Genomic DNA, 22,484 nt, shown 5'->3' on the forward strand with positions numbered 1-22,484 from the left:
CGATCCCACCACCAGAACGAGGACCCCACCGCATGAGCATGACCCCCGAGCAGGCCGCCTGGTTCGCCGACGTCGCCGGACGGATCGTGACCAACGTCGAGCAGGTGCTCCTCGGGAAGACGTTCGTCATCCGCCTCGCCGTGACGACCATGCTCAGCGAGGGACACCTGCTCCTCGAGGACGTCCCCGGCACCGGCAAGACGAGCCTCGCCCGTGCGATGGCACAGAGCGTGCAGGGGTCGACCAACCGGATCCAGTTCACCCCCGACCTGCTGCCCGGCGACATCACCGGCATCAGCGTCTACGACCAGCGCACGCAGGAGTTCGACTTCCACCGCGGGCCGGTGTTCGCCAACGTCGTCCTCGCCGACGAGATCAACCGGGCCAGCCCGAAGACGCAGTCCGCGCTCCTCGAGGCGATGGAGGAGTCGACGGTGACCGTCGACGGTGTGAACCACCGCCTGGCCGCCCCGTTCATGGTCATCGCCACGCAGAACCCGATCGAGCAGGCCGGCACGTACCGCCTGCCCGAGGCCCAGCTGGACCGGTTCCTCGTGCGCACCTCGATCGGCTACCCGGACCACGCGGCCACCGTGCGGATCCTCGAGACGTCGTCGGCGCCGTCCGCCTCGGTGCCGCTGCCGAGCGTCGTCCCCGCAGCGACCGTGACCGAGATGGCCGCACTCGCCCGCACGGTCCACGTCGACCCGACGATCGCCGACTACGTGGCACGCCTGGTCGACGCGACCCGCGCCGCGAGCGAGGTCCGACTCGGCGTCAGCGTCCGCGGTGCCATGGGGCTGATCCGTGCCGCACGCGTGTACGCCGCCGTGCAGGGCCGCCACTACGTCACGCCGGACGACGTCAAGGCCCTGGCCGTCCCGGTGCTGGCACACCGCCTGGTGCTCGACGCCGAGGCGGAGTTCGACGGGGTCAGCGCCACCAGCGTCGTGGCGCAGCTCCTCGTCGAGACCCCGCCGCCCGCCGACCGAGCGGCGTCGTGACCGACCGCCGTCCCGGCAGCACCAGGACGCGACGCGGCAGCACGAGGTCCCGTCGCGGCTTCGTCGCCGCCGAGCGGACGACGACGGTCGCCGGGCTCACGAACGTGCGCACCCGGCTCGTCGGTGACCGCGAGGGCGTCGCCGCCGACGCCGTCGTCGGGGTCGCGAAGGCGTGGGCGACGGCCTGGAGGACCGTGCGGCGTCTGTGGGGCGAGGTCGCCGCGGTGGTCACCGGTCTGGGCTGGACGGTCGCCGTCGTCACGGTCGTCGCCTTCGCCGTGGGGTACCGCTTCGGTCTGCGCGAGGTCGTCGTCGTGGGCTTCGCCGGGGCGGTGCTCGCCGTCGTGGCCGCCGTCGCCCTCGTCGGGCGGACCCGGCTCGTGGTCCGGATGCGTCTGCCGCAGCACCGTGTGGCGGTCGGCGACGACGCCGGCGTCGTGGTCACCGCGGAGAACCCGGCCCGGTTGCCGTCGGTCCCGACCACGGTGGAGCTGCCGGTCGGCGACGGACTCGTGGACGTCGCCGTGCCGACCGTCGCCCCGGGTGGCGTGTTCGAGGAACAGGTACCCGTGCCGACGGTCCGGCGCGGGGTGCTCGACGTCGGACCGGTCACCGGCGTCCGGGCCGACCCGGTGGGGCTGGTGCGGCGCGAGGTCGTGTGGACCGCCCGCGAACAGGTCATCGTCCACCCGCGGACGATCGCGATCCCGTCGACGAGCACGGGACTCGTCCGCGACCTCGAGGGGCAGGCCACGACCGACCTCTCCCCGGCGGACATCGCCTTCCACGCCGTCCGCGAGTACGTCCCGGGCGACGACCCGCGCACGGTCCACTGGAAGTCGACCGCGAAGTCCGGCGCGCTCATGGTGCGGCAGTTCGAGGACACCCGACGCTCGCACCTGGTCGTCGCCCTCGCGAGCCGTCGGGCCGAGTTCGCGGACGACGACGAGTTCGAGCTGGCGGTGAGCGCCGCCGCGTCACTCGGGGCCCGTGCGGTCCGCGACGGACGGGACGTCTCGGTCGTGGTGTCCGAGCGCACGTCGGAGTACGCGAAGCGGCCGTCCTACGCGGTGCACCGGCTCGCCACCGTCACGCCGACCCGCCTGCTCGACGAGTTCGCGACCGTCGGGCTGTCCGACGCGTGCCTGCCCGTCGCGGAGGTCGCCCGGATCGTCGGGAACGACACGGCCGGCATCTCCGTCGCGTTCCTGGTCATCGGGTCCACGGTCGGGCTCCCCGCGCTCCGGCTCGCCGCCACGCGCCTCCCCGTCGGGGTCGAGGTCGTCGCCGTCACCTGCGAACCGGAGGCCCAGCCCCGGGTGCTCCGGGTGGCAGGGCTCACCGTCCTGACCATCGGCTACCTCGAGGACCTCCGCCAGGCGTTGCACCGGACGGCGGCCGCCGCGTGAGTGCCGCACCCCCGCTCGACCGCCCGACCAGGGGCCGCCGCGCCACGCGCCGAGCGGCTCGCCGGCGCGCCCCGGTCCGCTCGGTCGGCGGCACCCTGGTCGTCTGGCTCCTGCTCGCCGTGGCGAGCACCGCCTGGTGGCCGGTCCACCGGGACGGGTCGATGGTGACCGCCGGCGTCACCGCCGTGGTCGCGGGCACCGCGGTCGCGCTGACCGGTGCACTGGGTCGGCTGCCGGCGGCGGTCGTCGGTGTCCTCACCGTGGCCGTCTTCACCGTGACCGGGGTGCCCGCCGCGGTCCCGGGGGAGTCGGCGGGGCTGCTGCCGACCGGACCCGGACTCGTCGACCTCTTCGCCGGCGTCGCGCTCGACTGGAAGCGGCTGGTCACCGTCAGCCTGCCGGTCGGGTCCTACGAGTCGCTGCTCGTCCCGTACTTCGTGACGACCCTCGTCGCCACGGTGACGGCCGTGACCGTGGCGGTCCGTGCCTCCCGGCCGGAGACCGCGAGCATCCCGGCGCTCGTCCTCTTCGCGGCGGGCGTCGTGGTCGGTCCGAGCCGTCTGGACCTGTCGGTCGCGACCGCCGTCGGCCTCGGCGGGATCGCGCTCGTGTGGGCGCTCACGGTCCGGCACGCGCGCCGGGCCGTCGCCGTGGCGACGACCGTCGGCGCCCGTGTGCCGGTGTGGCGGTCCGTCGCGCGTCCGGCGCTCGTCGGCACCGGGACGGTCCTGGCCGCTGCGGTCGTCGCGACCGGTCTCGGGTCGGTCGCCCCGCCGACGGTCGGCCGGAGCGTCGCGCGCACCGACGTCGTGCGACCGTTCGACCCGCGGGACGAGGTGAGCCCGCTCAGCGCGTTCCGGTCGTACGAGGAACCAGGTGCTGCCGACGCACCGCAGCTGCGCGTCACCGGGCTGCCGCAGGGCGGGTTCGTGCGCATCGCGACCCTCGACACGTACGACGGTGTCGTCTTCCGTGTGGGTGGCGACGACGGGTCCTCGGCCTCCGGCACCTTCGAACGGGTCCCCACGACCGTGGACGTGGGCGACGTGCGCGGCAGCGACGTGCGCGTCGGGGTGGACGTCGCCGCCTACCGTGGCGTGTGGTTGCCCACCGTCGGCGACCTGGAGTCGGTGACGTTCCGCGGGGCCGACGCCGAGCAGGATCGCCGGTCCTTCTTCTACGACCGCGCGACGTCGACCGGTGCGGTGGTCGGCGGGGTGGGGACGGACACGCGCTACGACCTCGAGGCCGTGCTGCCCGACCAGCCGGACGACGAGCAGCTCGCGTCGGCGCGTCCCGGGACCGCCGACGTGCCGTCGCCGACCGGGGTGCCGGACGCGGTGCGGGAGCGGGTCGAGTCGACGACCGCGGACGCACGGACGCCCGGCGAGGAGCTCGTCGCGGCCGTCCGGTGGCTCACCAGCACCGGGTACGTCAGCCACGGCGTCGGCGACGACCGGGCCAGCCGGTCCGGGCACGGCGCTGACCGGATCCAGGAGCTCCTCACCGCGCCGGTCATGATCGGGGACCAGGAGCAGTACGCGGTCGCCGCCGCGCTGATGGCCCGGCAGATCGGGTTCCCGTCGCGGGTGGTGATGGGGTTCACCCCGGGCGGCGACGTCCGGAGGTCCTCGTCGGATCCGGGTTCGGCGGCAGCCGGTCCGTCGGGCGGGGCCACGACCCTGCGCGGGTCGGACGTGACCGCGCGGGTCGAGGTGGACACCGCGCAGTGGGGGTGGGTCACCCTCGACCCGAACCCCGTCCTCCGCGAGATCCCGGACGAGCAGGACCAGACGCCGCAACCCGTCACGCGCCCGGAGACCGTCGTCCCACCGCCGCCCGTCGAGCAGCAGGACCAGGACCAGCAGGCCCCGCCGCAGAGCGACCGCGAGACACCGCCCGTCCCGCCGCTGTGGCTGCAGGTGCTGCTCGCAGCCCTGCCGTGGGTGCTCGCGACCCTCGGGTTCCTCGCGCTCGTCCTCCTGCCCTTCGCGGTGGTGCTGCTGCGCAAACGGCTGCGCCGACGTCGACGACGCCGCGCCCCGACACCGCGTGCCCGGGTCACCGGAGCCTGGGAGGAGTACCGGGACGCGCTGGTCGACCGCGGGCACGAGGTGCCGAGCGCAGCGACGCGGCGCGAGGTGGTCGCCGGCGCGCCCGGCCGCGGCGGGACCGGACTCGCCGCGCTGGCGGACCGCAGCGTGTTCGGACCCGGGGCGGTCGACGCAGCGACCGCGGACCGGATGTGGTCAGCGACGGACGAGGCCATCGCGAGCCTGGCCGATGACCGCACGCGGCGCCAGCGCTGGCGGGCGGCCGTGTCGCTGCGGTCCCTCCGCTCCGCCGGGTGGTGGGGTCGACGCCGTCCGGCGACTCGGCGGAGGCCGAGCGGTACGGTGCGTCCGTCCGGCACCGATCGCCACGACCAGGGGCGTCCCGGGGCCGGTGACTACGATGGGCCGGAGGCCGGCGAGCGTCGTGGACGGCCGAGTGAGGACAGAGGCGAACCGTGATCAGATGCGAACACTGCGGCTCGATGCTGCCCGACGGGGCGATCTTCTGCGGTGAGTGCGGGCGGTCGGTGAACGTCTCGGCGAACCGTCGGCCCGCGCCGGCTGCGCCCGTCGACGACACCCCGCCGCCACCGCTCCGGCAACCCGACCAGCACGGCCGCCGTCCCGATCCCGCCGCCGAGGCCTGGCTGCCCGAGGCGACGCTCGACCCCGCGACCCGTGCGTGGCTCATCGGCGAGGACCGGCAGCGCTCCGGCGCGACCGGGGACGCTCGCCCCACCGCACCGTCCGCTCCTGTGGTCCCGGCCGTTCCCGCAGCTCCGGCTGACGATCCGTCGTGGCTGCGCCCCGAAGGCGTCGATCCGGGTCGGTCGGACCGCGTCGGGGACGACCGGTGGACGCACGAGCAGCACCGCACGGACGAGCGGTCCGGGGCGTCGGAGCCGGAGCCGGAGCCGCCCCTCGATCCCGACGCGTACCCGTCGTCCCCGACGGGGTCCTCCGCCGACGACGAGGCCGACACCGAACGAACCCGTCTCGCGCCGGCCCCGGGGGACCTGTCCGGCTCCGGGACGCCGTCCCCCGTGCCCGAGGCACCGTCCGCTGGGCCCGAGGCGCCGCCGACGGCCCCGGTGTGGGCGCCGCCCGTCGCACAGCAGCCGACGGCAGCTCCGTCGCGACCGTCGTGGTGGGTGGGCCGCGGAGGCGCGGCAGCCGAGCCGCCGGTCGAGGACCAGATCGATGAGCCGTCCGCCGACGAACGTCCCCGTGCCGGCGACACCGCCGTCGTGGAGCCACTGGTCGACCGTCGTCCGGCACCGACGCCCCTGATCGCTCCGGGGAACGGTCCGGCCACCTGCCCGGTGTGCGGCCACGCCCTCGAACCCGATGACATCTTCTGCGCGGAGTGCGGCGCCGTCCGTCCGACCGTGACGGCTGCCTTCACCGGGCCCGTCGTGCCGCTGCCCCTGGCGCGGCCGGACTGGGCGGCCGACGACGAGATCCGTGTGGACCACGAGCCCTCGGACCCCGGTTCCGCGGACGGCGGCGCCGAGCGGGGCTCCACGGACCACGCGTCGCAAGCGGATGTCCCCGAGGACGCCGGGTCCGGCACCGAGCACCGCGACGGCGCGGCGTCCGACGCCGGACAGCACGATGCCGGACAGCCCGACGCCGGACAGCCCGACGCCGGACAGCCCGACGCTGGACGTCCCGACGCCGAGCGGCCCGACGCGGACCAGGCGCACGAGGACCGGTCGAACGAGCCCGCTGCGGGGCCGGGCCGCCACCTCGCCGACGACGAGGGGGCCGCGCCCGGCGGGCACCGGAGCGCACACGACGGAGGACCGGTCCCGCCTGCTCCCGCTTCGCCGACCCTGCCGTCCTCGGCGCAGGGCGCCGGCGGTCCCGACCTGCCGCCGGTCCCGCGTGCCGCGCCGCTGCTCCCGATCCCGGGGGCGACCGGCCCGGTCCTCCCGCCCGTCGGGTCCACGACGGTGCCGTCGAGCGGCGACCTCGACCCCGACGAGGACGTCGAGGAGACGCGGATCGTCGTCAAGACCACCTCGGACGCGCCGTTCGTGCTGCACTTCAGCACCGGGGAGCGCACGGCGGTGCACGGTACGGGCCTGCTGGGCCGGCTGCCTCGACCGCAGCCGGGCGAGCGGTTCGACGACCTGCTCACGGTGCACGACCCCGGCAAGTCGGTGTCCAAGACGCACCTCGAGCTCGGGCGTGACGGCGACGACCTCTGGGTGTCCGACCGGCACTCGGGCAACGGCACGGTGATCCGGCACATCGACGGGAGCATCCGCCGCTGTGAAGCCGGGCGTCGCTACCGCGTGGAGCGCGGTGCACGGGTCGACATCGGGGAGCAGTTCTTCCTCGTGCAGTAGCCCTGACCGCCAGCCGGCCGTTCCTCCACAGGGCAGCGACCGCGACCCGGTCTCCACCAGCAGCCCCGTGCGCCCGAACCCGGACGCGCGGGGCTGTCAGTCTCGGTCCGTGTCCCCGCTCGTCGCCCGCTGCTGCCTGGTCGGTTCGGCCGTGGTGCTGCTGCTCGTCGGGGTCGTCGGCGACCTCCCGGTGGTCGCCAGGACGGTGCTGCTCGTCGCCGCAGCGAGTTGCGCGGTGCTCGACGCCCTGACGGTCCGGGGCACCGGTGCCGATCCTCCGCCCGCGGTCGTCGTGACCATGCCGACGGATGCCGTCTCCGGACCAGCAGTCTCCGGATCAGCAGTCGCCGGACCAGCAGTCGCCGCACCAGCAGTGTGCGGAGACGACGCGCTGAGCGACGCCGTCGGGGCGTCGTCGTGGACCCCGGACCCGCACGCTTCCGGCGTCGGCGTCGGCGGCGCCGTCGTCGAGGGGCTGGTGCTCGGACGAGGACCCGACGGTCGAGCCGAGCGGATCCGCGCCGACCCCGGGTCGCCGTCCCACGTCGTCGTCGTCGGCACCGGGGCGTTCGCGCGGGCGGTGTTCGATGCGCTCGGCGCCCAGCTCGCCGCGTCCGCCATCGACGGGACAGCCGGTGCGGCGGGGAGCGCGGACGCCGGCGTGCGGATCGTCTCCGATGCGGGTCCGCAGTCCGGAGCGCCGCCCGGCGTGCGTCCGACACCGACGGGGACCGCGGTCGCCGTGCGCCACGACGGTCTCGGCAGGGTGCAGGCGACCGTGGTGCTCGTCCCCGGCGTCCACCTGCTCCCGCGTCGACGGGACCGCGTCATCGAGGTCACGCGGCACGGGTGCCGGCTGTGGAACGACGGCGACGGCGACGGGGACGGCGTGGCGCCGTCCTTCGAGCCCGTGCTCCCGCTGCTGGCCGGGGATCCCGTCGACGAGCTCGTCGCAGGGTGACCGTGCCGTGTCGGGCAGCCGGCGGTCAGCGCAGTCCGGCCCCCGCGCGCACGGCACCGACCGGCACGCCGCCACCGAGCACCTGCTCGCCGGTGGCGGCCAGCACGTCGGCGACGCCCGCGGCGTCCACCATGCCGTTCCGCTCGAGCAGCGTGAGCGCCGCGAGCGTCCCGGCACGCTGCGACCCGTCGAGCGTCTTGACCGCGACCGCCGCTCCACCGGGGAGCCCCATCACCATCACGCCCTCGGCACCGAACTTCGCGAGCACCCGGAGTCGTTCGATCGTCACCGTGTTCGCCCGACCCACACCGTCGATCGCCCACGGGTGGTCGAGCACGGCGTCCACGAGTGCCGCGGTGTCCGAGTCCGAACGGGCGACGACACCCGCGAACCCACGGGCGAGCCCCTGCAGGGTGAGCGGGAACACGGGCGCGCCGCAGCCGTCCGTGCCGACGACGTCGACGGTCTCGCCGGTGTACGCCTCCACGGTCTCCCGGACCCGCTGCTGCAGCGGGTGCGCCACGTCGAGGTAGGTCGCCTCGTCCCAGCCGTTCACCCGGCACGCGGCGAGCATCCCGGCGTGCTTGCCCGAGCAGTTCATCGCCAGGCGCCGCGGGCCGTCCATGGTGCGGGCGGTGGCCCGGTCGAACGGCAGGTCGGGCGGGCAGCCCAGGTCGGACTCGACGTGGTCGAAGGACTCGAGCATGTGCAGCGCGAGGGCCTGGTGCGCAGCGGTGCCGGCGTGACTCGCCGTCGTGAGCACGAGCTCGTCGTCGCTGAAGACCGCGCCGGCGCGACGGACGGCGAGGGCCTGGAAGGGCTTCATCGTGGAGCGGGGGTACACGCTCGCCGTCACGTCGCCGACGGCGTCGAGCACGGTCCCGTCGGCCGCGACGACGACGCCGGCACCGACGTGCCGGCTCTCGTCGAAGCCGTTCCGGTCCAGCACCGCGAGCTCGACGGAGCCCTCGGCGGTGAGAGGATGGCGGTCTGTGCGGACGTCGTGGCTCACCGTCATGCCGTCATCGTAGCGAGGGGCCGGCAGGCGCCACGTCCAGCACCCAGCAGCACGCCCGAAGGAGCGCACCGTGACCGACCACACGTACGAGGTCTCCGTCCGCTGGACGGGTGACCGCGGCACCGGGACGAGCGGTTACCGCGACTACGGCCGCGACCACGACGTCACGGCGCCGGGCAAGCACGCCATCGCCGGCTCGGCGGACCCCGCGTTCCGCGGCGACCGCGACCGGTGGAACCCCGAGGAGATGCTGCTCGGCGCCCTCGCCCAGTGCCACATGATGAGCTACCTGTACGTCGCCGTGCAGCGGGGCTTCACCGTGGTCGGCTACGAGGACACGGCGACGGCCTCGCTCGACGTGCACCGCGACGGCACCGGCGAGGTCACCGAGGTGACCCTGCGCCCCGTCGTCACCGTGCTCGAGGCCGACCGCGTCGCGGACGCCGAGGCAGCCCACGCCGAGGCGAACCGCCTGTGCTTCATCGCGCGCTCGGTGGCGTTCCCCGTCCACCACACGCCCGCCACCAAGGTGCGTGCGGCAGGATAGGGCCTCGTGAAGCGTCTCCGCCTGCTCCCGATCGCCATCGTCCCAGCCGTCGTGCTCGGACTCGCCGCCTGCTCCGGGAACGGCTCGGGTGACGCCTCGGCCTCGCCCAGCGCGTCCGCCAGCGCCACGGCGACGCCCATCTCGTCGTGCCCGGAGTCGGGCTCGGCGTCGAAGCGCATCGCGGTCACCGGCGCGGTCGCCGGGTCGGAGGCGCCGAAGGTCACCTTCGACAAGGGCCTCAGCGCGGAGACCCCGCAGGCCACCACGGTGGTGCAGGGCTCGGGCAAGGCGCTCAAGAGCGGCGAGTTCGCCCAGGTGTCGTACGCCGTCTACAAGGCCTCGGACGCCTCGAAGCTCGGCGCGGTCGGGTTCGACCAGGGGAACCCGCAGGTGCTCTCCGTCGGCGGGACCGGCTTCGGCGCGCTGCTCGCCTGCACGAAGGTCGGGGACCGCGTCGCGGTGGTCGGTGAGTCGTCGGCGCTCGGCTTCAACACCGGCGGCGAGATCGTCGTCGTGGCGGACGTCGTCGCGCAGACCCCGACGAAGGCGACGGGCACGCCGCAGACGCAGGACCCGTCGCTGCCCACGGTCGAGGACAAGGCGAGCGGCGAGCCGGAGATCACGATCCCGTCCGGTGCGACGGCCCCGTCGAAGACCGAGGTCGAGGTCCTCAAGCAGGGCGACGGCGCGACGATCGAGAACGGTGACACCGCGCTCGTGCAGTACAAGGGCGTGACCCTGGCGGACGGCAAGGAGTTCGACTCCTCGTGGTCGAAGGGTGCTCCGACCACCTTCACCGTCTCCGAGGGCTCGCTCATCAAGGGCTTCGTCACCGGGCTCGTCGGGCAGAAGGTCGGGTCCCAGGTCCTCATCGTGACCACGCCCGAGGACGCCTACGGCTCGAACCCGCCCGAGGGCTCGGGCATCCCGAAGGACGCTTCCCTCGTCTTCGTCGTCGACGTCCTCGCCAAGGGCTGACCCGTGCCGACCAGGCGTCGCATCGTCGTCCTCGGCAGCACGGGCTCGATCGGCACCCAGGCCCTCGACGTCGTCGCCCGGAACCCCGACCGCTTCGAGGTCGTCGGCCTGACCGCCGGCACGAACCGTGCCCTCGTCGCCGAACAGGCCGAGCGGTTCCACGTCCGTGACACCGCCTTCGGCGCGGCCGACGCCGAACGCCTCGTCCGGAGCGTCGAGGCGGACGTCGTGCTCAACGGCATCACGGGTTCCGTCGGCCTGGGTCCGACGCTCGCCGCGCTGGAGTCCGGTGCGACGCTCGCCCTGGCGAACAAGGAGAGCCTGATCGTCGGCGGTGCGCTCGTGCAGGCCGCCGCCCGTCCCGGGCAGATCGTGCCCGTCGACAGCGAGCACTCCGCGATCGCGCAGGCGCTGCGCTCCGGTTCCGACGCGGAGGTCCGCCGCCTGGTGCTCACGGCCAGCGGCGGACCGTTCCGCGGACGCTCACGGGAGAGCCTGCGCGACGTCACCCCGGCCGAGGCCCTCGCGCATCCGACGTGGGACATGGGCCTGGTGGTGACGACGAACTCCGCCACGCTGGTGAACAAGGGGCTCGAGGTCATCGAGGCGCACCTGCTGTTCGGCGTGCCCTACGACCGCATCGACGTCACCGTGCACGCCCAGTCGATCGTGCACTCGATGGTCGAGTTCGTCGACGGGTCGACGATCGCCCAGGCCTCACCGCCGGACATGCGGCTGCCCATCGCGCTCGGCCTCGCCTGGCCGGACCGGGTGCCCGGCGTCGGGGTCCCGCTGGACTGGACGACCGCGAGCACCTGGACGTTCGAACCGCTCGACGCCGAGGCGTTCGGCGCCGTCGACCTGGCCAAGCACGTGGGCGTGCTGGGTGGGACCTTCCCGGCGGTCTTCAACGCGGCGAACGAGCAGGCGGTCGCCGCGTTCCACGCGGGTGCGATCGGCTTCCTCGACATCGTCGACACCGTCCGTCGCGTCGTCGACGAGCACACCGCGGGGGAGTCCTCCCTCGACGGCGTCCTGGCGGCGGAGCGCTGGGCGCGCGTGACGGCGGACCGCCTGCTGGCCCGCTGACGCACCCGGGCGTCGCGAGCCCGCCGCGCGGTCGCGCGACGGGTGCGCCCACGGTGATCCGTGCCTCCAGGCCGGCCGGGAGGCACGGCAGACCTCTCAGGGCGCGTTCGGCTCCGTCATGGGAAGGGTCCCGTACCCTCTGACGGTGACCGTCGAATCCGTGCTCCTCTTCGTCCTCGGCGTGGTCGTCTTCATCGTCGGCCTGCTGGTCTCGATCGGACTCCACGAACTCGGACACCTGTCGTTCGCGAAGCTCTTCGGGGTGAAGGTCACGCAGTACTCCCTCGGCTTCGGCAAGGCGATCTGGTCCTTCCGACGGGGGGAGACCGAGTACGGCATCCGACCGATCCTGCTCGGCGGGTACATCTCCATGGTCGGCATGCTCAAGCCGCGTGCATCGGGCCGGCCGAACGCGATCACGAACACCGGCATGTACGGCGCGTTCGTGCAGGACGCCCGCCAGGCCAGCGCGGAGCAGATCGCCGACTCCGGCGGCGACGACTCCCGCGCGTTCTACCGGCTGACGCCGTGGAAGCGGATCATCGTCATGGTCGCGGGGCCCGCCATGAACCTGGTGATCGGCATCGTGCTGTTCGGCGTGCTGCTGTGCGGGTTCGGCGCGCCGACCACCACCTTCACGTCGCGCGTCGACTGCGTGCTGCCGACGAGCAGCGCGACGACCTGCACCGCCGGGGATGCCGAATCGCCCGCGAAGCAGGCGGGCATCCGCGACGGCGACGTCGTGCTCGCGGTGGACGGGCAGCAGGACCCGACGATCGCCGAGGTGTCCCGGGTGTTCCAGCGGTCGGCAGGGGAGAGCGTCAGCGTCGTCGTGGAGCGTGACGGCCAGCGGCGGACGCTCGAGGTCACGCCGCAGCTCGCGACCCGCGACGTCGTCACCGAGCAGGGCACGGTCGCGAAGGACGCGGACGGCTCGACGAAGACCCAGCGCGTGGGCGTGGTCGGTGTCAGCATCGGGCAGTCGCTGGTCCGGCAGTCGCCGGCGGCGGTGCTGCCCGCGACCGGGGCGCAGATCGCCGCGTCGGCGCACCTCATCATCGACCTCCCGCAGCGTCTGGTCGCCGTCTGGAACGCGGCCTTCGGCGCGCAGGAGCGGTCGCAGGACAGCCCGGTGTCGGTCGTCGGCGTCGGTCGGGCGATCGGCGAGGTCTCGTCGATGAGCGGCGTGCCGGTGGTCGACAAGGCGTACACGATCCTCGGGCTGCTCGCCTCGCTCAACATCGGCCTGTTCGTGCTGAACATGGTGCCGCTCCTGCCGCTCGACGGCGGGCACATCGCCGGTGCGCTGTGGGAGGCCGTGAAGCGCCGTGCGTACCTGCTCGTCGGCAAGCCGGACCCGGGCGCGATCGACCTGGCGAAGTCGATGCCGCTGACGATGGTCGTCGTGGTGCTGCTGGCCGGGATGAGCGCGCTGCTCATCTACGCCGACATCGTGCGTCCCGTGAACCTGTTCGGGTAGCGCGGCCGCTCGCGCACGCGGGTCGCGCTGCCCACTACGCTCGGCGCATGAGCACCGCGCCAGAGGTCCGCGCCGTCGAGCGCCAGGGCATCGACGTCATCGCCGAGTCCGACCGGAAGGGGCGCCCGCGCGGGCTGTTCTGGCCGTGGTTCGCCGCCAACGTGTCGGTGCTCGGGCTGAGCTACGGTTCGTTCGTCCTCGGCTTCGGCATCTCCCTGGCGCAGGCCACGATCGTGTCCGTCGTCGGGGTGGCCTTCTCGTTCCTGCTGTGCGGCATCGTGGCGATCGCGGGCAAGCGGGGGTCGGCTCCGACGATGGTGCTGAGCCGCGCGGCCTTCGGCGTGCGGGGGAACCGGCTGCCGTCGTTCCTCAGCTGGGTCCTGACGGTCGGGTGGGAGACCGCACTGGCGTCGCTCGCGGTGCTCGCCACCTCGACGGTGTTCCGTGAGCTCGGCTGGGACGACGGTGTGGTGACGAAGCTCGTCGCCCTCGTCGTCGTGGCGGCCCTGGTGGTCGGGGCCGGGATCGCGGGCTTCGACGTGATCATGCGGCTGCAGACCGTCATCACCGTCGTGACCGCCGTGCTCACCGTCGTGTACGTGGTCCTCGCGGTGCCCTCGATCGACCTCGGCACCCTCGGCGCCCTGCCGGCGGGCAGCGCGCAGAACGTCATCGGCGCGCTGGTGCTCGTGATGACGGGCTTCGGCCTCGGCTGGGTCAACGCGGCGGCGGACTACTCGCGGTACCTCCCGCGGACGTCCTCGACGGGCGGCGTGGTCTGGTGGACGACGTTCGGCGGCGCCCTGGCGCCCGCGGTCCTCGTCGTCGTCGGCGTCCTGCTCGCCGGCTCGTCGGAGGACCTGAACGCCGCGATCGGCGCGGACCCGATCGGCGCGCTGACGACGATCCTGCCGGTCTGGTTCCTCGTGCCGTTCGCCCTCGTGGCGATCCTCGGACTCGTCGGCGGTGCCGTGCTCGACATCTACTCGTCGGGCCTGGCGCTGCTCAGCGCCGGCGTGCGGATCCCGCGGCCGGTCGCGGCGGGCGTCGACGGCGTGTTCATGGTCGCCGGCGCCGTGTACGTCGTCTTCTTCGCGAAGGACTTCATCTCGCCGTTCCAGGCGTTCCTCGTCACGCTCGGCGTCCCGATCGCCGCGTGGGCCGGGGTGTTCGTCGCCGACGTGGTGTTGCGGCGTCGGGCCTACGCCGACGGCGAGCTCGACGACGTGCGCGGTCGCTACGGGGACGTGCGCTGGGCCGCGATCGCCCTCGTCGTGCTCGGGACGGTGCTCGGCTGGGGACTCGTCACGAACACGTACGGTGTGCCCGCGTGGCTCAACTGGCAGGGGTACCTGCTGGGACCGTTCGGCCTCGGCGGCCGCGAGGGTGCCTGGGCGTACGCGAACCTCGGGGTCCTCGTCGCCCTGGTCGTCGGCTTCGCCGGCACGCTGCTCGCGGCGCGGGGGACGATCCGCCGACAGGAGCACGACGCATGAGCGTCACGGTCCCGACCGACGCCTGGCTCGTCGCGATCGACCTGCAGGAGGTCTTCACCGGCGACAGCCCGTGGGCGACACCGCGGTACGACGACGCCGCTGCCGGGACGCGACGGCTGCTCCCGCGGTTCGCCGGGCGCACCGTGTTCACCCGGTTCGTCGCGCCCGAGCGCCCGCAGGGCGCGTGGGTGCCCTACTACCGCGAGTGGTCGTTCGCGCTCGTGCCCGACACCGACCCCCTGTACGACCTGACCGCCCCCTTCTCGGCTGCGGCGACGGCCCACGGCGACCCCGTCGTCACCGAGCCGACGTTCGGCAAGTGGGGAGCGGGCCTCCGGGCCGTCGTCGGCGAGCACCCGCACCTCGTGCTCACCGGGGTGTCCACCGACTGCTGCGTCGTGTCCACCGCGCTGGCTGCGGCGGACGCGGGAGCGACCGTCACGGTCGTCGCCGACGCGTGCGCCGGCGCGAGCGACGAGGACCACGAGCGTGCCCTCGCGCTCATGCGGCTGTACGGGCCGCTCATCACGGTCGTGGACCGCGGGGCGGACCTGGTCACCGACCAGGTGTGACGTCACCGGGAGCGCGTAGAGTCACACCCGTGCCAGCAGTGAACCTCGGTCTGCCGAAAGTCCCCGAAACCCTGAGCCCGCGTCGGAAGTCGCGGCAGATCCGGGTGGGGAAGGTCCTCGTGGGCGGTGACGCCCCGGTCTCCGTGCAGTCGATGACGACGACGCCGACGACGAACATCAACGCGACGCTGCAGCAGATCGCCGAGCTCACGGCGTCCGGCTGCGACATCGTCCGCGTCGCCGTCCCGAGCCAGGACGACGCCGACGCACTGCCGATCATCGCCAAGAAGTCGCAGATCCCGGTCATCGCCGACATCCACTTCCAGCCGAAGTACGTCTTCCAGGCCATCGACGCCGGGTGCGCCGCCGTCCGCGTGAACCCGGGCAACATCCGGAAGTTCGACGACCAGGTCGGTGCGATCGCCCGGGCCGCGAAGGATGCCGGGGTGTCGCTGCGCATCGGTGTCAACGCCGGGTCGCTCGAACCGAGCCTGCTGCAGAAGTACGGCAAGGCCACGCCCGAGGCGCTCGTCGAGTCCGCCGTGTGGGAGGCATCGCTCTTCGAGGAGCACGACTTCCACGACTTCAAGATCTCGGTCAAGCACAACGACCCGATCGTCATGGTGAAGGCGTACCGTCAGCTCGCCGCCGCGGGGGACTGGCCGCTGCACCTCGGTGTCACCGAGGCCGGGCCGGAGTTCCAGGGCACGATCAAGAGCGCCACCGCGTTCGGCATCCTGCTCGCCGAGGGCATCGGCGACACCATCCGCGTCTCGCTGTCCGCGCCCCCTGCACAGGAGGTCAAGGTCGGCCTGCAGATCCTGCAGTCGCTCAACCTGCGTGAGCGCAAGCTCGAGATCGTCTCCTGCCCGAGCTGCGGCCGTGCACAGGTCGACGTCTACCAGCTGGCCAACGACGTGACGAAGGGCCTCGAGGGCATGACCGTGCCCCTGCGCGTCGCCGTGATGGGCTGCGTCGTGAACGGCCCGGGCGAGGCGCGCGAGGCGGACCTCGGCGTGGCCTCCGGCAACGGCAAGGGACAGATCTTCGTGAAGGGGCAGGTCGTCAAGACCGTCCCGGAGCGGGAGATCGTGCAGACGCTGATCGCGGAGGCGAACCGCATCGCCGACGAGATGGGTCCGGACGCCGCCACCGGGACCCCGCAGGTCGTCACGACGACCTGAGCCGCCGTCGTCGGACGCGCGCCGCTAGGCTTGCGTCCGTGGTCACACGGCTCTCCCATCTCTTCCTCCGCACGCTCCGCGACGACCCCTCCGACGCCGAGGTGACGAGCCACAAGCTGCTCGTCCGCGCCGGGTACGTCCGTCGTCAGTCCCCGGGCATCTTCGCGTGGCTCCCGCTCGGCCTGCGGGTGCGGCGCAAGATCGAGGACATCATCCGCGAGGAGATGGTGGCCGCCGGTGCGCAGGAGGTCCTGCTGCCGGCGCTGCTGCCCCGCGAGCCCTACGAGGCGACGGACCGCTGGACCGAGTACGGCGACGGCATGTTCCGCCTGCAGGACCGCAAGGGCTCCGACTACCTGCTCGCGCCGACGCACGAGGAGATGTTCGCGCTCCTCGTGAAGGACCTGTACGGCTCGTACAAGGACCTGCCCGTCACGCTGTTCCAGATCCAGGACAAGTACCGCGACGAGGCCCGCCCGCGCGCCGGTCTGCTGCGCGGCCGCGAGTTCACGATGAAGGACGCGTACTCGTTCGACCTCACCGACGAGGGGCTCGACCGCAGCTACCAGGTGATGCGCGACGCCTACGAGAAGATCTTCGCCCGCCTGGGCCTCGAGTACGTCATCGTCGCGGCCGATGCCGGCGCGATGGGCGGCTCGAAGTCCGAGGAGTTCCTGCACCCGATCGGCGTCGGCGAGGACACCTTCGTCCGCAGCGCCGGCGGCTACGCGGCGAACGTCGAGGCGTACAACACGCCCGTCCCCGACGCCCTGCCGATCGCGGGGCAGCCCGAGCCCGTGCTCCTGCCCGCTGCCGACACGCCGACGATCGACACGCTCGTCGCCCACGCGAACGAGGTCGCCCCGCGTGACGGCGCACCGTGGACCGCTGCCGACACGCTGAAGAACGTCGTGCTGGCGCTGACCCACCTCGACGGCACCCGCGAGGTCGTCGTGGTCGGACTGCCCGGTGACCGCGAGGTCGACCTGAAGCGCGCCGAGGTCGCCTTCGCACCGGCCGAGGTCGAGGCTGCCGGCGACGACGACTTCCGGAAGCACCCGGGCGTCTTCGTGAAGGGCTACATCGGCCCGCAGGTGCTCGGCTCCGCGAGCCCGTCGGGCATCCGCTACCTCGTCGACCCGCGCGTGGTCGAGGGGACGAGCTGGATCACCGGCGCGAACGAGCGCGGCGTCCACGTCTCCGGCCTCGTGATGGGTCGCGACTTCGCCGCGGACGGCGTCGCCGAGGTGTCCGACGTCCGTGCGGGCGACCCCGCTCCGGACGGCTCCGGCCCGCTCGAGACCGCCCGCGGCATGGAGATCGGTCACGTCTTCCAGCTCGGCCGCAAGTACGCCGAGGCGCTCGACCTCAAGGTGCAGGACGAGAACGGCAAGCTCGCGACGGTCACCATGGGGTCGTACGGCATCGGCGTGACGCGCATCATGGCGATCCTGGCCGAGGCGCACAACGACGAGAAGGGCCTGGCCTGGCCGAAGGAGGTCGCGCCGTTCGACGTCCACGTCGTGGCGACGGGCAAGGACCAGGTCGCGTACGACCTCGCTGCGTCGCTCATCGACAGCCTCGAGGGCGAGCGGTACGACGTCGTGTACGACGACCGTCCGAAGGTCTCCCCGGGCGTGAAGCTCCGCGACGCCGAGCTGCTCGGTGTCCCGGTCGTCGTCGTCGCCGGGCGGAACGCCGCCGACGGTGTGGTCGAGCTCTGGGACCGCCGCTCGGGCGAGCGTCGGGACGTCCCGGTGGCCGAGCTGCTCGAGGCGCTCCGCGCGATCTGATCGCAACCCCTCCACGGACCGGAGGCGCGGTGTCGACCGGCACCGCGCCTCCGGTCCGTCTCGTGGTTCTGGGGTACGCTTGTAGCCGACTTCTGCGCAGTTCCACCCGCAGGAGCGACTCAGCTGAACACGGAGGCACCTCGGTGAAGATCGACCTCGCAGTCCTGCGACTCATGGAGCGCGAGCGGGAGATCCCGTTCGACGAACTCGTCCGCATCATCGAATCCGCCATCCTGACGGCGTACCAGAAGCACCGCGCGGAGAACGACGAGCCCGTCGACGCCCAGACCCGTGTCGAGCTCGACCGCAAGTCCGGCGAGGTCTCCGTCTACTTGCCGGAGCGCGACGAGGACGGCACCGTCGTCGGCGAGGCCGTCGACCAGCCGAGCGACTTCGGCCGCATCGCCGCCTTCGCCGCGAAGCAGGTCATCAACCAGCGTCTGCGCGACATCGGCGACGACAAGATCCTCGGCCAGTTCCGTGGCAAGGAGGGCGACATCGTCGCGGGCGTGATCCAGCAGGGTCCGAACCCGAAGATGGTGCACGTCGACCTCGGCACGGTCGAGGCGATCCTGCCGCCCGAGGAGCAGGTGCCGGGCGAGGAGTACAAGCACGGCAACCGCATCCGCGTCTACGTCACGAGCGTCGGCCGCGGTGCCAAGGGCCCGCAGATCACGGTCTCGCGCACCCACCCGGGCCTGGTCCGGAAGCTCTTCGCGCTCGAGGTCCCCGAGATCGCGTCGGGCGTGGTCGAGATCACGTCGATCGCGCGTGAGTCCGGGCACCGCACCAAGCTCGCGGTGAAGGCGAACGAGCCGGGCGTCAACGCGAAGGGCGCCTGCATCGGCGAGCTCGGTGCGCGCGTCCGCGCCGTGACGACCGAGCTCGGTGCGGAGAAGATCGACATCGTCGACTACTCGTCCGACCTGGCCTCGTTCGTCGCGAGCGCACTGTCGCCCGCGAAGGTCACGAGCGCGTTCGTGCTCGACGCGTCGACGAAGGCGGTCCGTGCCCTGGTGCCGGACTACCAGCTGTCGCTCGCGATCGGGAAGGAAGGGCAGAACGCCCGTCTCGCCGCGAAGCTGACCGGTGCGCGCATCGACATCCAGCCGGACTCCATACTGGACGGCGACGAGTAGGACACGACCGTGTCGGGCGACGCTCGTCGCCCGGCACCGTTTCGCTGGTGGCGTGGCCCGTCCGGGCGCGCCGGATCGCGGTGGTCGGAGGCAAGGAGTATGGTGGTTCCCGTCAGAACATGCATCGGCAGTCGTCGTCGTGCTCCCCGGTCCTCCCTCCTCCGTGTCGTCGCCCTGAGCGACGGTCGCGTCGTGGCGGACCCGAAGGCAGTCATGCCGGGGCGGGGAGCCTGGCTCACCCCGACCGTCGAAGCACACGATCAGGCCGTCAAGCGCAGGGCCTACCGCCGCGCGCTCCGGCTCGACCGTGAACCGGACACGTCAGCGGTACGTGACTACCTCGAGGCGCTCAGCGCCGAAGAGCAGGCGCGTCACCGGGACACGACAGAACAGGCTGAACGGCTTATGGACAACTGATGAGCGGCTCGAAGTGAGACCCGTCATCCAGTGAGTCCTGCCCCCTTCGCGGGGTGGGACCCGTGAAGGAGAACAGTGGCAAAACCACGCGTACACGAGATCGCATCCGAACTCGGTGTCGACAGCAAGACCGCAATGGAGAAGCTCAAGGAACTCGGCGAGTTCGTCAAGGGCCCCAGCTCCAGTGTGGAACCCCCCGTCGCGCGCAAGCTCCGTGCTGCGCTGCAGGCGGACGGCGCCTCGACGGCGTCGAAGCCTGCGGCCTCGGCGAGCCCGAGCGCTCCCGCGAAGGCCGCTGCCCCGCGGTCCGGCGCCCCGAAGCCCGGCGGTCCCCGTCCGGGTCCGGCGCGTCCGGCTCCCGCGCCGAAGGCCGAGCCCGAGGTCGAGGCGCCCGTCGCCGAGACCCCGACGCCCGCCGCGCCGAAGTCGGTCGCGCAGCGCCAGGCCGAGGCCGAGGCTGCACAGAAGGCCGCGGCTGCCGAGAAGGCCGCCGCTGCCGAGCAGGCAGCGTCGGGTGAGCAGTCCGGCGACGACGCGAGCGCTCCGAAGAGCGACGCCGTCAAGCCGGGCGGTGCGCCGAAGCCCGGCTCCGCAGCCGGTCCCAAGCCCGGCGGTCCGAAGCCCGGCGCACGCCCGGGCAACAACCCCTACGCGTCCAGCCAGGGCATGGGCTCGCGCCCGCCGCGTCCCGGCAACAACCCGTACTCGTCCAACCAGGGCATGGGTCAGCGTCCCGCCGGCGGTGCCGGTGGCGGCAACGGCATCCCGCGTCCGGCCCCGCCGCGTCCCGGCGTGCCCCGTCCGGGCGCACCGCGACCGGGTGGCCCCGGTCAGGCGAACCGTGCCCCCGGCTTCGGGCAGCGCCCGGGCCAGGGCGGCGGTCGTGGCGGCCCCGGTGGTCGTCCGGGTGGTGCCGGTGGTGCCGGTGGCGGCTTCCCGCGCCCGGCGTTCAGCGGTCCGCGTCCCGCCGGTGGCGGTGGCCGCGGTCGTGGCCCCGGTGGTGGTACCGCCGGTGCGTTCGGTCGCGGTGGCGGCAAGAGCCGTGCCCGCAAGTCGAAGCGGACGAAGCGCGCCGAGTACGAGATGCGGCAGGCGCCGTCGCTCGGCGGTGTGCAGGTCCCTCGTGGCGACGGCAACACGGTCGTGCGACTCCGTCGCGGTGCGAGCATCTCGGACTTCGCGGACAAGATCGACGCCATGCCCGGCAACCTGGTGACCGTGCTGTTCCACCTCGGTGAGATGGCCACGGCGACCGAGTCGCTGGACGAGGCCACGTTCGAGGTCCTCGGCGAGGAGCTCGGCTACAAGATCCAGATCGTGTCGCCGGAGGACGAGGACCGCGAGCTCCTCGAGGGCTTCGACATCGACATCGACGCCGAGTACGCCGACGAGGACGACTCCGTCCTGCAGCAGCGTCCCCCGGTCGTCACCGTCATGGGTCACGTCGACCACGGCAAGACCCGACTCCTCGACGCCATCCGCAACTCGAAGGTGGTCGAGGGCGAGGCCGGCGGCATCACGCAGCACATCGGTGCGTACCAGATCGTCACCGAGCACGAGGGCATCGAGCGTCCGATCACGTTCATCGACACCCCGGGTCACGAGGCCTTCACCGCCATGCGTGCCCGTGGTGCGCAGGTGACGGACATCGCGATCCTCGTGGTCGCGGCGGACGACGGCATCATGCCCCAGACGATCGAGGCGCTGAACCACGCGCAGTCGGCCAACGTGCCGATCGTGGTCGCGGTGAACAAGATCGACAAGGAGGGCGCGAACCCGGCGAAGGTCCGGCAGCAGCTCACCGAGTACAACCTGGTGGCCGAGGAGTACGGCGGCGACGTCATGTTCGTCGACGTGTCGGCGCGCAACAACGTCGGCATCCAGGACCTGCTCGACGCGGTGCTGCTCACGGCGGACGCCGGTCTCGACCTGCGTGCGAACCCCGACAAGGACGCCCGCGGTGTCGCGATCGAGGCCCGCCTCGACAAGGGTCGCGGTTCCGTCGCGACGGTGCTCATCCAGTCCGGCACGCTGCACGTCGGCGACGCCATCGTGGCGGGCACGGCCTACGGTCGCGTCCGTGCCATGACGGACGAGAACGGTGTGGCGGTCAAGGCCGCGACGCCGAGCCGTCCGGTCCAGGTGCAGGGTCTGTCGTCGGTGCCGCGCGCCGGTGACACCTTCCTGGTCACGGAGGAGGACCGCACGGCCCGCCAGATCGCCGAGAAGCGTGAAGCGGCCGAGCGCAACGCCCAGCTGGCCAAGGCCCGCAAGCGCATCTCGCTCGAGGACTTCACCCGTGCTCTCGAGGAGGGCAAGGTCGACTCGCTCAACCTCATCATCAAGGGTGACGTCTCCGGTGCCGTCGAGGCACTCGAGCAGTCGCTCCTGGACATCGAGGTCGACGACAGCGTCCAGCTCCGCATCCTGCACCGCGGTGTGGGTGCGATCACGGAGTCGGACATCGACCTGGCCACGATCGACAACGCGATCGTCGTCGGCTTCAACGTCCGCCCGGACGTCAAGGCCCGCGAGCGTGCGGCGCGCGAAGGCATCGACGTGCGCTTCTACTCGGTCATCTACAACGCACTCGAGGACATCGAGCAGTCCCTCAAGGGCATGCTCAAGCCCGAGTACGAAGAGGTCCAGTCGGGTGTCGCCGAGATCCGCGAGGTGTTCCGCTCCTCGAAGTTCGGCAACATCGCCGGTGTCATCGTCCGCTCCGGCACGATCACGCGCAACGCCAAGGCGCGCGTCATCCGTGACGGTGTGGTGCTCGCCGACGGCCTGGCCATCGAGTCGCTGCGTCGCTTCAAGGACGACGTCACCGAGGTCCGCACGGACTTCGAGGCCGGTATCGGTCTGGGCAAGTACAACGACATCCAGATCGGCGACGAGATCGAGACCACCGAGCTCGTCGAGAAGCCGCGCGACTGACGCCTGGCTATCCTGGACCCCGCTCCTCCCTCGGGAGGGGCGGGGTCCGTCC

The 22,484-nt window shown here is 72.7% G+C and carries 17 protein-coding genes; 16 read left to right on the forward strand and 1 reads right to left on the reverse strand.

Annotation, left to right across the window (positions count from 1 at the left end):
• Positions 1 to 32 precede the first annotated feature (32 nt).
• The 5 genes from JOD95_RS00935 (at position 33) to JOD95_RS00955 (ending at position 7,782) form a co-directional block, all read left to right on the forward strand.
• Positions 33 to 1,004 (forward strand): MoxR family ATPase, encoded by a 972-nt coding sequence (locus JOD95_RS00935; RefSeq protein WP_066654604.1) that lies wholly within the window; start codon positions 33 to 35, stop codon positions 1,002 to 1,004.
• On the forward strand, positions 1,001 to 2,413 hold the full coding sequence (locus JOD95_RS00940) for a DUF58 domain-containing protein (protein ID WP_209682399.1): 1,413 nt from the start codon (positions 1,001 to 1,003) through the stop codon (positions 2,411 to 2,413). The genes JOD95_RS00935 and JOD95_RS00940 overlap by 4 nt, the downstream gene beginning before the upstream one ends.
• Complete coding sequence (locus tag JOD95_RS00945) at positions 2,410 to 4,926, forward strand: transglutaminase domain-containing protein (protein WP_209682401.1); 2,517 nt, start codon at positions 2,410 to 2,412, stop codon at positions 4,924 to 4,926. Before JOD95_RS00940 ends, JOD95_RS00945 begins: the two co-directional genes overlap by 4 nt.
• Positions 4,923 to 6,821 (forward strand): zinc-ribbon domain-containing protein, encoded by a 1,899-nt coding sequence (locus tag JOD95_RS16780; RefSeq protein ID WP_209682403.1) that lies wholly within the window; start codon positions 4,923 to 4,925, stop codon positions 6,819 to 6,821. Before JOD95_RS00945 ends, JOD95_RS16780 begins: the two co-directional genes overlap by 4 nt.
• A gap of 109 nt (positions 6,822 to 6,930) precedes the next feature.
• Positions 6,931 to 7,782: a hypothetical protein gene (locus JOD95_RS00955; protein ID WP_209682406.1), complete on the forward strand. Its 852-nt coding sequence runs from the start codon at positions 6,931 to 6,933 to the stop codon at positions 7,780 to 7,782.
• Positions 7,783 to 7,807: 25 nt separating this feature from the next.
• On the opposite strand, the gene JOD95_RS00960 is transcribed toward JOD95_RS00955, so the two are convergent.
• On the reverse strand, positions 7,808 to 8,800 hold the full coding sequence (locus JOD95_RS00960; protein ID WP_209682408.1) for an asparaginase: 993 nt from the start codon (positions 8,798 to 8,800) through the stop codon (positions 7,808 to 7,810).
• A gap of 70 nt (positions 8,801 to 8,870) precedes the next feature.
• Between JOD95_RS00960 and JOD95_RS00965 the strand changes: the two genes are divergently transcribed.
• The 11 genes from JOD95_RS00965 to infB all read left to right on the forward strand — a co-directional run bounded on the left by JOD95_RS00965 (position 8,871) and on the right by infB (position 22,432).
• On the forward strand, positions 8,871 to 9,347 hold the full coding sequence (locus tag JOD95_RS00965; RefSeq protein ID WP_209682411.1) for an OsmC family protein: 477 nt from the start codon (positions 8,871 to 8,873) through the stop codon (positions 9,345 to 9,347).
• Positions 9,348 to 9,353: 6 nt separating this feature from the next.
• Entirely contained in the window at positions 9,354 to 10,325 is a 972-nt protein-coding gene (locus tag JOD95_RS16785; RefSeq protein ID WP_066654591.1) for an FKBP-type peptidyl-prolyl cis-trans isomerase, read from the forward strand.
• 3 nt (positions 10,326 to 10,328) lie between these two features.
• Positions 10,329 to 11,414, forward strand: a complete 1,086-nt coding sequence (dxr, locus tag JOD95_RS00975) for a 1-deoxy-D-xylulose-5-phosphate reductoisomerase (protein ID WP_066654590.1) — start codon at positions 10,329 to 10,331, stop codon at positions 11,412 to 11,414.
• A gap of 145 nt (positions 11,415 to 11,559) precedes the next feature.
• Complete coding sequence (locus JOD95_RS00980; RefSeq protein ID WP_307810338.1) at positions 11,560 to 12,894, forward strand: site-2 protease family protein; 1,335 nt, start codon at positions 11,560 to 11,562, stop codon at positions 12,892 to 12,894.
• A 47-nt stretch (positions 12,895 to 12,941) separates the two neighbouring features.
• The gene (locus JOD95_RS00985) at positions 12,942 to 14,390 is read left to right on the forward strand and encodes a cytosine permease (protein WP_209682415.1); all 1,449 of its coding nucleotides are present in this window, start codon (positions 12,942 to 12,944) and stop codon (positions 14,388 to 14,390) included.
• Positions 14,387 to 14,962: a cysteine hydrolase family protein gene (locus JOD95_RS00990; protein WP_209682417.1), complete on the forward strand. Its 576-nt coding sequence runs from the start codon at positions 14,387 to 14,389 to the stop codon at positions 14,960 to 14,962. Before JOD95_RS00985 ends, JOD95_RS00990 begins: the two co-directional genes overlap by 4 nt.
• A 50-nt stretch (positions 14,963 to 15,012) precedes the next feature.
• The gene (gene ispG / locus JOD95_RS00995; protein ID WP_126892096.1) at positions 15,013 to 16,146 is read left to right on the forward strand and encodes a flavodoxin-dependent (E)-4-hydroxy-3-methylbut-2-enyl-diphosphate synthase; all 1,134 of its coding nucleotides are present in this window, start codon (positions 15,013 to 15,015) and stop codon (positions 16,144 to 16,146) included.
• Between the two features lie 38 nt (positions 16,147 to 16,184).
• A complete protein-coding gene (locus JOD95_RS01000) occupies positions 16,185 to 17,939 on the forward strand; it encodes a proline--tRNA ligase (protein WP_209682419.1) in 1,755 nt (584 codons plus the stop codon).
• A 143-nt stretch (positions 17,940 to 18,082) separates the two neighbouring features.
• Positions 18,083 to 19,078, forward strand: coding sequence for a transcription termination factor NusA (nusA, locus tag JOD95_RS01005; protein ID WP_209682421.1), 996 nt, complete (start codon positions 18,083 to 18,085; stop codon positions 19,076 to 19,078).
• Between the two features lie 99 nt (positions 19,079 to 19,177).
• A complete protein-coding gene (locus JOD95_RS01010) occupies positions 19,178 to 19,495 on the forward strand; it encodes a YlxR family protein (RefSeq protein ID WP_082687788.1) in 318 nt (105 codons plus the stop codon).
• 75 nt (positions 19,496 to 19,570) lie between these two features.
• Positions 19,571 to 22,432: a translation initiation factor IF-2 gene (gene infB, locus JOD95_RS01015; RefSeq protein ID WP_066654580.1), complete on the forward strand. Its 2,862-nt coding sequence runs from the start codon at positions 19,571 to 19,573 to the stop codon at positions 22,430 to 22,432.
• Positions 22,433 to 22,484 lie beyond the last annotated feature (52 nt).

The organism is Curtobacterium sp. 1310 (assembly GCF_017834105.1).
Taxonomy (GTDB): Bacteria; Actinomycetota; Actinomycetes; order Actinomycetales; family Microbacteriaceae; genus Curtobacterium.

Coding starts and splice junctions, on each gene's coding strand:
- JOD95_RS00990 (WP_209682417.1), top strand. CDS start 14,387: ATGAGCGTCACGGTCCCGACCGACGCCTGGCTCGTCGCGATCGACCTG.
- JOD95_RS01010 (WP_082687788.1), top strand. CDS start 19,178: ATGGTGGTTCCCGTCAGAACATGCATCGGCAGTCGTCGTCGTGCTCCC.
- JOD95_RS00985 (WP_209682415.1), top strand. CDS start 12,942: ATGAGCACCGCGCCAGAGGTCCGCGCCGTCGAGCGCCAGGGCATCGAC.
- JOD95_RS00935 (WP_066654604.1), top strand. CDS start 33: ATGAGCATGACCCCCGAGCAGGCCGCCTGGTTCGCCGACGTCGCCGGA.
- JOD95_RS00960 (WP_209682408.1), bottom strand. CDS start 8,800: ATGACGGTGAGCCACGACGTCCGCACAGACCGCCATCCTCTCACCGCC.